Origin of the sequence: Ensifer sp. R-19, from assembly GCF_049905105.1 — a bacterium.
GTDB lineage: Bacteria > Pseudomonadota > Alphaproteobacteria > Rhizobiales > Rhizobiaceae > Ensifer.
On sequence record NZ_CP184571.1, the window covers coordinates 621159 to 636476 of the forward strand.

14 protein-coding genes and 2 pseudogenes are annotated in these 15318 nt (G+C 58.7%); 9 read left to right on the forward strand and 7 right to left on the reverse strand.

Annotation, left to right across the window (positions count from 1 at the left end; translation table 11 throughout):
- Nucleotides 1-2 precede the first annotated feature (2 nt).
- Both ACN9MO_RS33530 and ACN9MO_RS33535 read left to right on the forward strand, forming a co-directional pair.
- Nucleotides 3-391: pseudogene (locus ACN9MO_RS33530) on the forward strand (DUF6481 family protein).
- A gap of 65 nt (nucleotides 392-456) precedes the next feature.
- The gene (locus tag ACN9MO_RS33535; RefSeq protein ID WP_057252161.1) at nucleotides 457-732 is read left to right on the forward strand and encodes a hypothetical protein; all 276 of its coding nucleotides are present in this window, start codon (nucleotides 457-459) and stop codon (nucleotides 730-732) included.
- 79 nt (nucleotides 733-811) lie between these two features.
- Here ACN9MO_RS33535 and ACN9MO_RS33540 read toward each other — a convergent pair.
- The 3 genes and pseudogenes from ACN9MO_RS33540 to ACN9MO_RS33550 form a co-directional block, all read right to left on the reverse strand.
- Nucleotides 812-1560: pseudogene (locus ACN9MO_RS33540) on the reverse strand (IS6 family transposase).
- A 405-nt stretch (nucleotides 1561-1965) separates the two neighbouring features.
- Nucleotides 1966-2853, reverse strand: coding sequence for an NAD(P)-dependent oxidoreductase (locus ACN9MO_RS33545; protein WP_057252159.1), 888 nt, complete (start codon nucleotides 2851-2853; stop codon nucleotides 1966-1968).
- Nucleotides 2854-2984: 131 nt separating this feature from the next.
- Nucleotides 2985-3542: a DNA-3-methyladenine glycosylase gene (locus tag ACN9MO_RS33550; RefSeq protein WP_113133430.1), complete on the reverse strand. Its 558-nt coding sequence runs from the start codon at nucleotides 3540-3542 to the stop codon at nucleotides 2985-2987.
- Between the two features lie 858 nt (nucleotides 3543-4400).
- On the opposite strand from ACN9MO_RS33550, the gene ACN9MO_RS33555 reads away from it, so the two are divergent.
- The 4 genes from ACN9MO_RS33555 to ACN9MO_RS33570 all read left to right on the forward strand — a co-directional run bounded on the left by ACN9MO_RS33555 (nucleotide 4401) and on the right by ACN9MO_RS33570 (nucleotide 5906).
- Nucleotides 4401-4607 (forward strand): CsbD family protein, encoded by a 207-nt coding sequence (locus tag ACN9MO_RS33555; protein ID WP_057252157.1) that lies wholly within the window; start codon nucleotides 4401-4403, stop codon nucleotides 4605-4607.
- A 215-nt stretch (nucleotides 4608-4822) separates the two neighbouring features.
- Entirely contained in the window at nucleotides 4823-5218 is a 396-nt protein-coding gene (locus ACN9MO_RS33560) for a PRC-barrel domain-containing protein (RefSeq protein ID WP_057252156.1), read from the forward strand.
- Between the two features lie 114 nt (nucleotides 5219-5332).
- The gene (locus tag ACN9MO_RS33565; RefSeq protein WP_425988741.1) at nucleotides 5333-5686 is read left to right on the forward strand and encodes a hypothetical protein; all 354 of its coding nucleotides are present in this window, start codon (nucleotides 5333-5335) and stop codon (nucleotides 5684-5686) included.
- Nucleotides 5687-5756: 70 nt separating this feature from the next.
- A complete protein-coding gene (locus tag ACN9MO_RS33570) occupies nucleotides 5757-5906 on the forward strand; it encodes a hypothetical protein (protein ID WP_037422139.1) in 150 nt (49 codons plus the stop codon).
- Nucleotides 5907-6421: 515 nt separating this feature from the next.
- On the opposite strand, the gene ACN9MO_RS33575 is transcribed toward ACN9MO_RS33570, so the two are convergent.
- The 4 genes from ACN9MO_RS33575 to ACN9MO_RS33590 all read right to left on the reverse strand — a co-directional run bounded on the left by ACN9MO_RS33575 (nucleotide 6422) and on the right by ACN9MO_RS33590 (nucleotide 8920).
- Entirely contained in the window at nucleotides 6422-6922 is a 501-nt protein-coding gene (locus tag ACN9MO_RS33575) for an Hsp20/alpha crystallin family protein (RefSeq protein WP_425988744.1), read from the reverse strand.
- A 25-nt stretch (nucleotides 6923-6947) separates the two neighbouring features.
- Nucleotides 6948-7352 (reverse strand): Hsp20/alpha crystallin family protein, encoded by a 405-nt coding sequence (locus ACN9MO_RS33580; RefSeq protein WP_082615932.1) that lies wholly within the window; start codon nucleotides 7350-7352, stop codon nucleotides 6948-6950.
- A gap of 10 nt (nucleotides 7353-7362) precedes the next feature.
- Nucleotides 7363-7857 (reverse strand): Hsp20/alpha crystallin family protein, encoded by a 495-nt coding sequence (locus ACN9MO_RS33585; protein WP_425988748.1) that lies wholly within the window; start codon nucleotides 7855-7857, stop codon nucleotides 7363-7365.
- A gap of 562 nt (nucleotides 7858-8419) precedes the next feature.
- On the reverse strand, nucleotides 8420-8920 hold the full coding sequence (locus tag ACN9MO_RS33590) for an Lrp/AsnC family transcriptional regulator (RefSeq protein WP_057252151.1): 501 nt from the start codon (nucleotides 8918-8920) through the stop codon (nucleotides 8420-8422).
- A gap of 228 nt (nucleotides 8921-9148) precedes the next feature.
- Here ACN9MO_RS33590 and ACN9MO_RS33595 point away from each other — a divergent pair, with 228 nt between their 5' ends.
- From ACN9MO_RS33595 to ACN9MO_RS33605, 3 genes are read left to right on the forward strand one after another with little or no spacing between them, the layout of a single operon-like run.
- Complete coding sequence (locus ACN9MO_RS33595) at nucleotides 9149-11185, forward strand: hydantoinase/oxoprolinase family protein (RefSeq protein WP_425988752.1); 2037 nt, start codon at nucleotides 9149-9151, stop codon at nucleotides 11183-11185.
- Entirely contained in the window at nucleotides 11182-12918 is a 1737-nt protein-coding gene (locus tag ACN9MO_RS33600; protein ID WP_082615931.1) for a hydantoinase B/oxoprolinase family protein, read from the forward strand. Before ACN9MO_RS33595 ends, ACN9MO_RS33600 begins: the two co-directional genes overlap by 4 nt.
- The gene (locus ACN9MO_RS33605) at nucleotides 12908-14206 is read left to right on the forward strand and encodes a purine-cytosine permease family protein (protein WP_057252148.1); all 1299 of its coding nucleotides are present in this window, start codon (nucleotides 12908-12910) and stop codon (nucleotides 14204-14206) included. Before ACN9MO_RS33600 ends, ACN9MO_RS33605 begins: the two co-directional genes overlap by 11 nt.
- Nucleotides 14207-15318: the final 1112 nt, after the last annotated feature.

A 15318-nucleotide genomic window follows, 5' to 3' on the forward strand; every position in this document is an offset into this window, starting at 1 on the left:
GAATGAAGAACGCCAGAAAAAACGAAGTCTCCGACCGCCGAGCCGCATCCGCTGACGCCAAAACTGCTCTCCTGAACGCCTACCGAGCGGCAAGGACTGCGGCGGAACCAGCTAGGATGGCAAGGCAGGCCGCGCGCAGCCATTGCCACCGCTCGTGAAGAGCGGCGTGTTGAACGCGAGCGTCTGAAGCTTGAGGAGCAAAAGCGTATCGAGACCGAGCCGAACCGAGCCGACAGCGCGGCAGGCAGCCGTTGAGGCGGCGGCAGTCACCGAAACCGAAGCGCGGGCGATCGCCGAAAATGCACGTATAGCGCAGGTGATCGAAGATGAGGCGGTGCGGAAGGCCAACCGCGACCGGCGCTATGCCAATCGCAAGGCAAGACAAGGATAGCTTTTGCTGCCACCCGACAGCATGGCGATGTCATTCTCGGGACACTCAAAACGAAAGGGAGCCCGATGGCACCGGATACGAATGAACTCCAGGCGATCAACACGTCGTGGCAAATCGCAATCCAGGAAATCCTGCGCATGGTCATACGTGACATGTACCGTGCCGGCGGCGAGGCAAATTTCAAGGCGCACATCAAACGCATCGAAGAGGCCGCCGTCGACAGCATCTATACCGATCTAAGACTTCGAGGAACCAATGAGTGGACCGAGTTGCTCGTCAAGGAACGGGCGAGCAATTTCGTAACCACCTTGCTGACGTCCTTTACCTACGACCGAGCCTGACCGGGTGCACGTACGCTAGTTGCGATCGGCGATGTCACGTTGCTTCATCAACGCCCGGACAAGGCTTTGGTCTGTGACCTCAGACTGTTGCGCCGGCCACGGCATTCCACTGCGCCATCGCGCGGGTCCGATGAATGTGGGTGGCGAGGGCTGAGCGTTTCTGGCGCGGCGGGACGAAGAGATTTCGGACTGCTGAAAAGACTGAGATGAAACGTTGCAGGCCGCCGGAAGATCGAAATCCCTGCATCATCCGCTCTCGTTTTCGAAGTGGCACGTGAGAATTCTCCGCGCGATTGTTCAGCCCCTTGTGCGAGCGGCGTTCTACAGCCGACATCACGTCGCGTCTTATAGCTCCATATGAGCGCTGCTTGTCGGTGACGATCCGTTTCGACGCCAAGCCTTGCTTCTTCAGCAGCCTGACCAGCAATCGCTTGGCAGCTTTGGTATCGCGCCGCTCCTGGACGACCTCGTCGAGAACGTAACCGTCCTCGTAAACGGCACGCCAAAGCCAAACTTGCGGCCGCCGATGGAAATCACGACCTCGTCCAGATGCCAGATATCCTTTCGCGACGGCTTCTTTCTGCGCAACTGTTTCGCATAAGCCGCGCAGAATTTGCGGCCCACCGCCGTATCGTTTCGTAGGACACGACAATGCCACGCTCCAACAGCATTTCCTCGACCAACCGCAGGCTCAAAGGGAACCGGAAGTACAGCCAGACCGCACGCGCGATAATCTGCGGGGGAAAGCGGTGGTTCTTGTAGCTGATGGTCGGTTCGCTCATCCCCCCAAAATATCCGCCAACCTTTAAGCCACCGACAACGCGACATCACCCACGCAACGCCTTCAGGGAAGGCGTGTCGGCATGTTCGGGCGAGGCAAGTAGCTTCTTGGCAATGGACGCATGATTTGCCCCCGGCGCGGAATCCCCCTGGCGCCACCCAACACGGCCAGCCTTCACTTATGCACACTTCCCGTCAGCCAATCCGGCGATAAGTCTGCCACGCAATTTGCTCCGGTTACCAAGAATGCGGCCGTTTCTTTCTGCCTCGGCCGAAAAGCGAGGGGCAACATGTAGATAACGGCGGCGGAACTCATGAAGAGCTCTGCGCCAATTCCTATGCATCCGCAGATCCGCCTAAACCTTGCGTGTCCGCGATCCGGGTGAGAGCGCGCATAGACGCTTCGATGTCGTGCTCGACGCCGGAGAAAGCCGCGCCGTTAACAGCCGCCTCTCACTTGATGCCGTTCGCCTCGGCGACGAAATCCGACAGCATCGGCACGTATTCCTCGCCGCGACCAGCTCCGACCGCCTGGGCGAAGGAATTCCTGACTGCGGCCCCGATCGGGTTCGCGACGCCGCTCGCATTGGCGAAGCCGGCGAGATAGCTCATGTCCTTGAAGCCGTTGCGGATTGCGAACTTGTGGGCGTTCGGGTCACGCTCCAGCACCCAGCGGAAGAACGTCTGATAGAAGGGGCAATCCATGCGGCCCCCTCGGATGACGCTGTCGAAGACTTCCGGGGTGAGCCCCGCTTTGCGTCCGAGCATCAGCGCCTCGGAATAGAGCGCCGCATAGCCCATCGAGAGAAAGTTGTTGAGCAGCTTCATCGTGTGGCCGGTGCCGGTTGGGCCTGTGTGGACGATTCTGCCGGCGAAGCATTCGAGCACGGGCCAGACACGGCGCACGTCCTCGTCCGCGCCGCCGACCATCACATCGAGCGTACCGGCGGCGGCGTCCGCCGGGGTACGGCTGAGCGGCGCATCGATGAGGGTAATAGCCTTGCCGGCAAGGTTCGCAGCGAGTTTTGTGGTGACGGAGGGATCGGAGGTCGAACAATCGACGATGGTGAGCGGCTTGCCGGCGGAAGCGATGCCGTCCGGGCCTTCAATCACCGAGAGGACTTCCGGCGAGCCGGTTACGCAAAGGATGATGATGTCGCAACACTCGGCCATATCGCGCGGTGTTGCTGCCTCCGTCGCGCCCTCGGCGACCAGCGCGTCGACCGGCGCGCGATTGCGATGCGCCATCACGCAAAGCGGCGAGCCCTTCTTCAGGATATTCGCCGCCATGCCCTGACCCATCAGCCCGAGCCCGATGAAGCCCACATTTGATTTCGTCATTTGGTCGCCTCCACTGATTGGCTATCGAGATTACGATGATTCTGGGTCGGGGCCCGAGAGTCATTGAACGCGATCGATTCCGACAAGTCGAGCCTCGGGATCAGGCTAAAAACGGCGCAGGCGTTTCCGCGCTAGAATTTACGGCTGACGAAGGGCGAGTTGGCGAGCCCGAAACGCCACGGGTGTTCCACCGCCTTCGTAACTCCCACACGGATACCGCTGGAGATCGGCGGACGCTGAGCCGGTAGGTGGAGGTGAAACGGCTCCTGCCAAAGCGGCAGGCCATCCTGCGCTCTATTGATCGCCAGCGCCTGGCCGAGGCGTCCCGGCCCGGAGCACAAGAGCCTGTCCTTACTAACACCCCTCCGCGCTTGCATCGCCTCGATGCCCCACTTCGGCTCGATCGCGCGGATCAAGACGGCGCTGCCGGGCAAGCAAACGAAGTTGAGACACCAATGGAGGCCATAGGAGAGATAAACATAGGTGTGCGCCGGCGGACCGAACATCGCTCGATTTCGGTCGGTGGCGCCGGCGAAGCTGTGCGACGCGGCGTCATCGAGCAGATATGCCTCGGTCTCGACAATAATTCCGCCGACGCCGGACACCGCGAATTCGGCGCCGATCAGGTCCGCCGCCACCTCGACGGCGGGGCGCACGAAAAACTTGGCATCCCACCTCAATCGATGCACCGCAGGGTCCTAGCCTCCATCTTTGCATGATGGTCTACTGGATGATTCCTTGGATAGGAATCGATTTAAGGGATCAGGCGGCAATTCACAGTGCCACATCACCACGCTGTCGACCGGCGGAATTCACCTCCGCACGCAACACGCGCTTCCGGTGCTGCTCGCGGCCAGAGGGTGGGCCTCAGCCTCTTCCCTTTGCCAGCGGCAGTGGGATCGTAGCGACGCCACCGCATCTTTTGGAAAACAGATCAGGGGCATCGCGTGACGATACGAGGTGCGACCTTTGGGTGTCACGGACGGCCATAACCGGTCTTGCTCTTGTCGTGCATGGTTTGCAACGAGCGCCGCCAAATATGGACCGTGGCGAAACGCTGGAATTGGTCTGGACCGAGCGAGGAGGGCCTGCAGTCGCGCAGACCGAGACAGAGGGTTTCGGGACAAAGCTTGGCAAGCTCACTGTCGAAAAACAGTTCCGCGGAGAGATCATTCGCATCTGGGACCCTAAGGGTCTCGTCGTTCGGCTGATCGTTCCGAAGGATCGATTATTAGAACGAATAGGCGCGAGCGCAGCGAAGCCACCGTCAACATCACGCGGGTCATCCTCCGCAGATCTTATGTACCCCCCGCCAACGGCCGATCTCGCCTAACTTTGGCCGGCAACAAACCTTTGCTCTTTTGGTTCGTACGTCTCCCTCACCAATCCCTTTCAGCGGTTTCCTAGCACGCGGGCCCGTAAGATCCGCTTATCGGCCGAAGTGCGAGCCCGCTAAACCGCGCTCTGACAAATTCTCTGGCGATCGATCGAACCAATTCCGCCGATGTGAGTTGTTAGTACAGGCACCATTTCAGGGAGGAACGCACATGGATTGGAATCGGGTCGAAGGCAATTGGAAGCAGTTCAAGGGTAAGATCAAGGAGCAGTGGGGCAAGCTCACCGACGACGATCTCGACGAGATCGCCGGGAAACGCGATCAGCTCGAAGGCAAAATCCAGGAACGCTATGGTCTTGAGAAGGACCGCGCCAAGCGCGACATTGACGACTGGTACAGCAAACAGGATGATTGGTAAGGGTCCTCTCTGGCATAATCGAAACCCGCCGTCGGCGGGGTTGGATTTCCACCGGTCCGTTGTGCGTGATCGACGCACAAGCAGTTGCGCACCCTCCGTGGTTCTTGGTCGAACTACCGGGTGCGCAAATCATCCGTAATTCACTGAGGACGTTGGAACTTTAACAACCGTCACGGCGTTTTCGGGTTCCTGAACATCATCAAAGGAGTGGGACCATGCGACGCATTCTAATTGCTCTTGCAGCGACAACGATGATGGTTGGAGCGGCTGCCGCGCAGACGGCGGAAACCGCCACCACGGAAACCTTCGTTACCGCCAAGCCGACCGATGTGTTGAGCTATAACCTGGTCAATCTCAATGTCACCAACAATGCCAACGAGACGATCGGGGAAATCAAGGATCTGATCCTGTCGGAAGATCAGCTGACGGGTTACATCGTATCGGTCGGCGGGTTTCTCGGGATGGGCGATCGCTACGTGATCGTGAGCCCGAAGTCCGTCAAAATCACCTATGTCGAAAACGACAAGAAGTGGACGGCGGTGATGGACGCGACCAAGGATCAGCTCAAGGCGGCCCCTGAGTTCAAATACGAAGGCCGCTGGGAACGCTAATCCGGGCGACGACCAAATATGAAAAGGTTCTGGAACTGACCTTTTCATTCGCAAGGGGCCAAGGATTTTTCCGCGACACGTGGATTGTACAAGGCCTTTTTAAGGACGCTTTGAATGGCCAAGCTCTCGAAGCCCGCCGCTCCGGCTGTCGGCGATACCCAGGACGCCCTGGAAAAGCAGATCGCGACGCTTCGCCATGAAGTGGCAAAGGTCAACAAGCTGCTTGCGGATCGAACGAACGGCGTGTTGGATCAAGCGCGCGAGCGGGCAGCCGATCTTTACGAGGATGTGTCGAAATCGGCGGCGGGGGCGGCGAAGCAAATGGGCACGCAGGCCCGGGCGGTATCAGAGGCCGCTCGAAAGAACCCGGGCACCACAGCGACTTTGCTCCTTGGGGTCGGCATACTCAGTTTCCTCCTGGGGGTGGGTGTCGGGCTGACTTTTTCGGATCCGCGTCGCCGTTATTGATGCAAACTCATCAAAACTTGGGTCGGATAATCGCTCTTCCCTCCACTTGTAAAAGGCAAGATTGGCTCTCATGCAGCAAAACAACACTCTCTACCTGATCATCGGCGGCCTGGTTGTCGCCGTTATAGTCCTCGGCGTCTACCTCTATCGCGAGGAAACGAAGCCGGCCGGCGTTGAACTGCGGCTTGACCGGAATGGCGTGTCCGTTCAGGAAAACTGAAGCCCAAGGCAGAGGGGAGGCAGTCGACCCAGCGTTCATCAGCCGTTTCCATGGTCGCGACTTCCACCGGTTCGGTCCCGAGGGTTCTCACCCAATTACGATCGCAACGTCGCCACGCTGACTGTTTAAAATGCGCGCTCTTGGTGATAGTTTTGCCATTCGAGCATGCACGTGGACGTGTGGTCGGAAGAAGATCGATGATCGGTGATAATTCGCGAATAGTCTCCGAAGAGGAGTTTGCTCTCTACGATGCCATTGAACGAGCGATCCGAATGTGCGCGCGGCTCTTGCTGAAATCGATCGCGCCTGGGTTCGCATCACTGCGGAACGGCCCAATCCGACTGCGGCTGCTTTCGCGGCTCTGGAGACGGCAGACGAGATGCTGACCGTCGCCCGCGAAGATCTCGCCCGCGCCCGCGCTTCGCTCATGGCGTATCCTCGGACGAGACACATGCAGTAATCGTAAGAGATGCGACGGATTTCGTCCGCCGCATCTCACGACCGTGAAGCGGATGTCAGGTCGCCTTCACCTCGATCTTTCTCACAGCCGACAGCGCTTCCTCCGTTTTTGGGAGCGTCACAGTCAGGACACCGTTCTTGAATTGCGCGGCGGCCTTGTCCGTGTCGACGCCCGACGGTAGCGGAATCGAGCGGTAGAACGACCCGTATGAGCGTTCCAACAAGTGATACCCCTTCTTGCTCTCTTCTTGCTCACTCTTCTTTTCTCCCTTGATCGTGAGCGCGCTGTCCGTCAGGGAAACATCGACGTCCTTCTGATCGATTCCAGGAAGTTCCACCGAAACCTCAAGCGCACTCTCGGTTTCGGCGATGTCCGTTCGCGGCCCACCGGTCTCCCAGCGCCCGAAAGTGCCGAACGGTTGATCGAACCGCTTCCAGAAATCCTCGAAGATACGGTTCACATCGCGCTGCAAAGAAAAGACGGGGTTTCCCTCGTCTGACTTCGCAATTTCGCTTCCCTTGGTATTGCCCCAGGGGATCAGATCTCTAATCTGCATGGTCAACCTCCTTTCACCGGACGAATTACGCCATCTTCAGCTGGATCTTTCTCGCCTTGGCCGGCGCAGCCTTCGGAAGGACCAGCCGTAGGACGCCGTTCTTCTGCGATGCCTCGATACTGTCCCGATCGATATCCTCGGACAGGGTGAAGACGCGCTCATAATTGCCCGCGCCATATTCGGCGTAGATTTGGCGATAGTTGTCATGCTGCTGGTCCGTCGCGTAGCCGCGAATCGCCAGCGTCCGCTTCTCGAGCGTGATGTCGACACCCTCCGAGGCGACGCCGGGCATGTCGACGAGAACAACGACATTGTCCTCTGTCTCATAGATATCGGTGCGCGGGACAAACAGCGGGCGCGAATGGGTCGGTTCGCCACCGTCAAGCTTGCTTGGGGCCCGGCGCTCGGTCGTTTTCAGTTCCTGAGCCATGTTTGCCTCCTTATCCTTTGATCTGGATCTTCTTCGGCCGATCCGTCTCAGGCCGGTGCAGTTCGACTTCGAGTAGCCCGTTGGCGAAGCGCGCCTCGACCTGTTCCGGATCGACGCGGAAAGGCAATTGCACCGTTCGAGAGAAGTTTCCGTACACTCGCTCGCGCCGGTGCCAGACGGACCTCTCGTCCTGCGCCGGGGATCCGCGTTCGCCCGTCAATGTCAGCGTGTTCTCGCGAACCGTGAGATCGACATCGTCAGGCGCGATCCCAGGCAATTCAGCAGTCACCGCCACGCTGTCCTCACCCATCCAGAGGTTGACGGGTGGAAACTCCTGGGCGGCTTTGGCTGTCATGTCGGACAAGCGCTGATTCATTTCCTGCTGCATGCGCCGCATTTCCAGAAACGGGTCGAACCCGATGCGGCCAAAATCCGATACCAGCATGTGCATCCTCCTTCGTTTCTTAATCAGCCATGTTGCTTGCGACGTGCCAAGCACGTGCATGCCGGAGCCGAATGGATCGGAGGCGGTCGGGACCAGACGATGAGAAGACCGAGACGGTCGATCGCACACCGCGTTACGCAAGAAGGTGGGGGGTCGGGCAGACGCCGGACCATATCCTCCTTGCGAAGCGATATGAACCGAACCCGGTCCAACACATGAGTGGACCATCGTTCCCGTGCCAGGACCCGAGAGGGGCATCCGGCAAAAATGAGGTAGGTGAGCAAAACGCGCGTTTCAAGGGCCGACGTTGCTTGAGAGTAGTTCATTCTTTGCTCGGGCGGGCTCTGATCTCACCGAACGCGCGGCCTGGCTTTTGGGTTTTGATCGTTTCCTAGCCGGTGCCTCGATCAGCTCCTCTGGGGCTCGCGGACACGCGATGCGTGCTCGGGCGGCGTCAGCCGTCTAAACACCAGCCGCCATCCGGGAGGGGTGACGTTTGGTACGCTCCTGCGATTGTTCATGTTATGTGCGTCTGGGATCGCATAATGTATCGACTGGAACGGAGCTTCCGAGCTCTCCGTCTGAGTTCCACTGAGCCTCTACAGGAAGGTAGAGCTTGCCCTCACGTACCCGATTTCCATTTCATCGCTTCGAGCGGGTAGCCGACAAACCATTTCGGTCTGCTCAAGATGACGTGCATGCGGATATAGCGAATACCTATATCGGCGGCCATCATCTCGTTAATCAGCCGGTCGATTTCCGGGATGTCCGAACAGACGACTAGGGCTATGAAATCCGGATCCCCACCAACGCGCATGCAGTCGACGACCTGCGAGAACCCGATGAATGCGCGCTCGAACCCGGTAATGGTCTCGGGCCGGATATTGTCCATGTGCACCATGAAGTAGGCTTGCACATTGTGGGTAATGCGATCGAGATCGGTTGCGATGATGTAGGCCTGAATGCAGTTCGCCGCTTCCAATGCCTGCACTCTTTTCAAGCAAGCGCTCGGCGAAAGACCAACGCGGTTTGCGAGTTCCAGGTTGGTTATCCGGGCATCTCTCTGGAGTTCGATCAGAATCTTGCGGTTGATTTGATCGAGCTCGATCGACTTCTTCGTCATTTTAGGTCCTTGTGAACAATCTTCTCTTCCGCCCGTCCGCCAGGAAATTTATGGCGGCATCGCATCCGATATTCGAGATTTCATTCGCCGCCTCTTCTCCTAAGTTTTTCTGAGAAAACGGGCCGAAGTCAAATCGGCCTGATGGGGAACAGGGACGGTTCATTTACATCCGGGTTGCGAAGGACGCAGCCGGCGGAGCCGACCTCTTGCAAACTAAGGAGGTAGATCTTGCGTCTAGCAGTCGATGTTGGCGGCACATTCATTGACTTCGTCTATCATGACGAGTTGACGGGTGAGGTTCGCACAGAAAAGGTCCGTTCGGCCGGAACATTGAGCGGTCGTCTTGTGGAAGGCATCCGGGCGCTCGAGGCGGATATCACCTCTCTGCCGACGATTGTTCATGGAAGCACCATGGTGCTCAACTCAATCGTGCAGGAGAAAGGTGCGCGTGTCGGGCTCATCACCACGAAGGGATTTCGGGACGTTCTCGAACTCGCCCGCGGCAACAGAGCGGAGATCTACAATCTCTTCTACAAGCAAGCCACACCGCTCGTTCCGCGGTACCTTCGAATGGAAGTGTCCGAGCGGGTCGATTTCCGTGGCGTCGTCGTCGAACCACTCGACGAGCAGGAACTGATAGCGTCTGTCGAGACACTGGTTGCGCAAGGCGTCGTCAGTATCGCTTTGTGCTTCCTCAATGCCTACGCCAATCCCGAGCATGAGCTACAGGCAACCCGCCTCATCGGGAAGCTCTATCCCGATATCTTCGTATCGATTTCGTCGGATATTGTTCGAGAGCGACGGGAATTCGAGCGCACGAGCACGACCGTACTGAACGCGTTCACCCGACCTCGCTTTAGCGGGTACCTGGACCAAGTTGGTCGTCGCCTTGCAGAGGAGGGTTTCTCGGGCGCTTTGACCGTGATGCAGTCCACTGGCGGCATCACCTCCACAGAAATCGCCAGCAAGGTCCCAGTGCGGGTGGTCCAGTCCGGGCCCGCCGGGGGCGTTATTGGAGCAACGCGCCTCAGTAGCCTGATCAATCAAGGGAATATGGTCGTTGGCGATCTCGGCGGGACGACGTTCGACGTCTCGCTGATTAGCGAAGGTCAATATTCGGAGCGCAGCGACGTCAGCATCAATCGTCGCCCGATCATGCAGCCGAGTATCGATATCGTCTCGATCGGCGCGGGTGGCGGCAGCATCGTCAGTATCGATGAGGAAGGTGGCCTGCGGGTCGGTCCTGAAAGCGCACAGGCCGAACCGGGTCCGATCTGCTACGGCTTCGGCGGTACGCAGATAACCTTGACTGATGCTCTGGTGACGCTCGGCTATTTTGATCCTGCCGTGTACATGGGCGGGCGTATTGCCCTCGACACGAACTCCGCTGAAGCGGCGATCAAGAACCAGATTGCTTCGCATCTGGGCCTCAGCTCTGAAGAAGCCGCGTCCGGTATTGTGCGGATAGCGACGACGAACATGGCCTACGCCATTCGCCAGGTGACAATCGAACGCGGTTTTGATCCGCGCGAGTTCGCTATGCTGTGCATTGGCGGCGGCTGTGGCCTGTTTGCTGGCGGTCTTCTCGATGAGCTTGAGTTCAAGTCGGTAATCGTCCCGAATATGCCAGCGGTGTTTTCCGCCTGGGGTCTGCTGAATGCCGATTATCGCGAAGACGTCTCGCGCACGCTTCTGACATCCCTGGACGACAAGACCGGGCCACTGCTGGCAGACGCTTTCGGCGAAATGGAGGAGCGTACGCGCGCGGCTCTCGCCACGACGACTGCCGCATCGATCCGCATCGAGCGCTTCTGTGAGATGCGGTACACCGGTCAGGCGCATACGATTAAAGTCTCGGTGTTCGCTGACGAAATTTCATCAGAGACGACCGGCCTCGCTGGCCTTAGAACCCGGTTCGAAGAGGCCTACGCACGCCAGTACCGCCACATCCTTCGCGACAGTCCGGTCGAAATAACGGCGGTTCGCCTTGCCGCGATCGGGGAAACCGAAAAGCCGCAGGTGAGCGAAGTGCTTGCACGGAGCGCCTCGGATGAAGCCAGCCTGATCGGCAGCCGCGACATTCATTTTGGTTCAAAGGCTGCGCAGCTCCAGTTCGCTTTGCACGACCGCGCACGGCTAAGGTGCGATGACGTAATCCAGGGCCCGGCTGTGATCGAGGAGTGGAACAGTACGGTTGTCGTTAATCCTGGGCAGCAGGCGACCGTTGACCGTTATGGCAACCTCATTTTGGAGAAGCTGAAGTGAGCATCGATCCCATTACAAGACAAGTAATCCGAAACGCGCTGCGCGCCGCGGCAGGAGAAATGCAGACCAGCCTGATCAAAACTGCGCACTCGCCCTTGATCTACGAGGTCCAGGACTTCGGCGTCGCGCTGACGGACGCCCGCGGTCGCCTGGTCGGCGAAGGTGCGGCACTCGCGGGCTTTCTCGGCTGCCTGCCACCCACGATCCAAAAAGGTCTCGAAGTGTTCGGTCCGGACGGCTTCGAAGAAGGCGACATCATTCTCGCGAACGAGCCCTATGATACGGGAACGCACATCAGCGACACCGTTCTCTACATGCCGGTCTTCTTCGAAGGACGACTGGTCGCTTTCACCGCAATCATGGCGCACTGGGCCGATATCGGTGCGTTTGCACCAGGAGGATGGTGCCCATCGACGACCGACGTCCACCAGGAAGGCCTGATCTTCAATCATTTGAAGCTTTACGATGCCGGCCGCCTCAACAAGGAAATGCTACGGCTCATCCTGCGTAACGTTCGTACACCAGAAGCAGTCAATGGCGATCTCAACGGGCTGATCGCCTCATGCAATACCGGCGCCATGCGGTTCCAGGAACTGTGCCGTCGATATGGCGTTGAGACGCTGAACGGTGCAATCGAAGAAATCTTCGAAAACTCCGAAGCCCGGATGCGGCGCGAAGTCAGCGAGATTCCGGATGGCGTCTACCATGGCGAGGCGTATCTCGATCATGACGGCGTCGAACGCAGCAAGCGCCACCGCATTGCCGCAACGGTGACGATCCGAGGCAGCGAGATCGAAATCGACTTTGACGGCTCCGATCCCGTCGCACGAGGGCCGGTCAACCACCCGCTCGTTGGTACCCGAGCGCTCTGCGCGACGGTTCTTAAATGCGTGACTATGCCCGACGATGCGACGAATGACGGGCATTTGCGTGTCGCCACTGTCAAAGCACCGCGGAACTCCATCGTCAGCCCGGAGTATCCCGCACCTTGCGACAGCTATGGGTATGTTGCGGAGCTGGTGGAATACGTCGTTCTCAAGGCCTTAGCCCGTGCCATTCCGCACCGCATTCCTGCTCCGAGTTACCAGATGTATGCCTACCATCTGGTGCGAACAGGGGAGAGTGAACATGAGCCGTTCATCTGCGCCGAGCCGGTCGATGGCGGCGGCGGTGCATTCCCTTTCGATGACGGGCCGAGCGGGATCATGTTCCTCGGTAACGGCGATGCTCCGAATTCTCCGATCGAGATCTTGGAAGCGAGTTACCCAGTTCGCTTCACGCGCTACACGTTCAATCCAGAAAACCGTGGCGTCGGAAAGTATCGCGGAGGATTTGGTGTGATCCGCGAACTCATGGTGACCGAAGACAAGGCCTACTTGCAGGTTTCGACCGAGAACAATGCAAACCCTCTTTGGGGCCTGGCAGGTGGCGGCGACGCAGGTCGGTCAAAGACAGTCGTCACGTTCCCGGATGGGGCGGAACACACCTTTGATGACAGAGTGGGCGACGTGGGCCCGTTGGAGGCCGGAACGTTGATTTCCATGTATACCGCTAATGGTGGGGGATGGGGCGATCCTGGTGACCGCGACCCAATGCGGATCGCCGATGACGTCGTCAACGGCTTTTTCACCGCGGAGGAAGCCGCGGGCAGCTATGGCGTCGATTTGGGACGCATCGAAGAGGCACTGAGGCAGCGCCGGTCTGAGATGTCGGAGGTGAAGCATGCGCGATAACGATATCGTAGAAGATTTCCTGCTCCGTCCCGTTCCTGAAGCGGAGACGCTCTCCGGGTTAAAGATTGCTACTGTGCTTATCGCGCTCGGCTTGACCTTGCCGGTCTTTACGATGGGGTCACAGATAGTATTAGCTCAGGGGCTACTGAACGGCAGCCTCATCATCACTGTCGGGTGCGGTATTACCGCGCTCCTCGCTCTTGTCACGTCTCTAATCGGTGCGCGGCTTCGCGTCTCGACCTACGTCCTTCTGACAATGGTATTTGGCCAGGTTGGCGGAAAGGCGCTTAATCTAATGTTCGCGGCGATGCTCATTGGCTGGTTCGCCAATGTGGCGGACCTGTTGAGTGTCCAGCTAAGCAGCGCAGTTGCTGCGACCTACGGAGTTTCGATCCCGCCGATCGCCTACTCGACAGTAGCACTGGTCCTGATGACCCTGACGGGAACGTTTGGATTCCGAATGATGGAGCGCTTCGCTTCGTTGATCGTACCTTTGCTCTTTGCATTCATGATCTACGTCCTGTTTCTGGCGTTTGGAGACGGTCGTATCGGCGCGGCTGTTCTCAAGAGCGGCGATGGTTCTCTCACTGTCGTAGATGGTTTGTCCGCTGTCGTCGGCTCGGTCATTTTGGCGGGTGTCCTCGCGCCGGACTTCACCCGCTATGCTCGAGATGGAAAGGCAGCGACCCGTTCGGTTCTCGCACTCGCTATCGGCTATCCCCTCATCATGCTGATCGCCGCAATCCCCGCTCTCGTGGTCAATTCGGCCGATACGATGGATGTCATGATGAAGCTAGGACTGCCGAGTCTGGCCCTGGTCGTCCTCGCGCTCTCGACCTGGTCGAGCAACACCGGAAACCTCTACTCGTCAACGCTGACGCTTGCGACTGTGCTCACGAAATGGCCCATTTGGCGGCTGGGCTTGATCGGGTTCGTTTGTGCCTGGCTTGCTGCCTACTTCAACGCCTCGGCCTACTTCGTTCCCTTTCTCGTTTGGATGGGTGTTGCAGCCATTCCCGTTGCAGGCGTCTATGTCTCCGCGTATCTCGTCCATCGCTCGGCCCCACAGCAGCTTGCCAATGGTTCCATCCAGTTCAAAACGAAGAACTTTGGAGCCTGGTTGCTCGGGACCGTGGTTGGGAGTGGGAGTGTTATGACGGCTGGGTTTATTGTACCGGTCCCGGCTCTTGAAGGTCTCGCCGCCTCCGTTTTCGCTTTCTTGCTGCTCCATAATCGGGACCTGCTTCCGGCAAATAGGCGCAGGAGCGAAGATCCGACTGCCGCCTAGCATCGCGAGAAAGCGTGCTGGGTAGGGGCGATCAGCCGCTGCCCAGCACCTCTCCACGCGGAACCGGGATTCCCAGATTCTCGAATAGCAACACGTTTGTCGCCGGCCGCGGATTCGATTCGGCTCAAGGCGACAGACGCATCGAGACAACTGTCGCAGGGGCCGCCGGTGAAAGCTCGACAACGAAGAGGCCCTGACCATGTCCTTGTCGGGGCGGCCGGGCCAGCGGACAGCGGTGTAATGCGTCGAGCGCGACATCGCCGATGAAGAATGTGGTGATGCGATTGATCCCGCGCCTGCCGCGGCCGCCACCTTTTGGTTGAAGGTCGTGCTGTCGCCTGGTTGTCCGGGCCTTTGCCGATGACTATGTGTGCGGCAGGCAAGAAAGGATCAGACCCAATGCGTATTGTCACATTGTTGCTCGTACTCTCCGCGCTCGTCGGATGCTCCCAGACGGCCGGCGGTCCGAGCAGTGTCAGAGAAGATTAATACGGCGGCGACGGCGGGTTCTATGCGGGCGCGGTTGCCCCGCGCTGATGCGGCGCTGGCGGCTCTGCGAGTGCGCTGCTGATGTCCGTGAAAACTCCGACAGCGGCTGGGGCTGACCAGCCGTATCGGGTAGCATGACGGGGCATTGCCTGATCCTCGCCCCTAGTGGCGCCGAACGTCGCCACGGCGACACTGTGAGGACCGCGAAGCGATTTTTGCTGAGCCTTCAAGAAATCACGGATCGCGTTTGCTTCATTTGTTCCCACATCGATAATGAATGCGCTCGAGCAGGGCGCTTGGAGGACTGTCAAAACGGTAGGATCTGGGTCGGGGAAAACTGCAGCGCTTGGGCCCCGCAATGGCGGTAACTGAGACGTAGCGTTGCGTAGTCCGATCAGAAAAGGTCCTGACTGCATCTCCTCGGGTTCACTAAATGTAGAATTGTCCCAGGTGACCAGGAGCGTTTTGGGAGCTTTGCCAATGAGCACCTCATCAACGTCGATATCGAAGCGCGCGAAATCGGTCTTCTTCTTGGACAGAATTTTTCGCAACTCCGGTGTTAGATCCTTTGAATTGGCGAATCCAGTACTGAATGCCCGCCGCAGATGGAGCGGGGTGCGGCG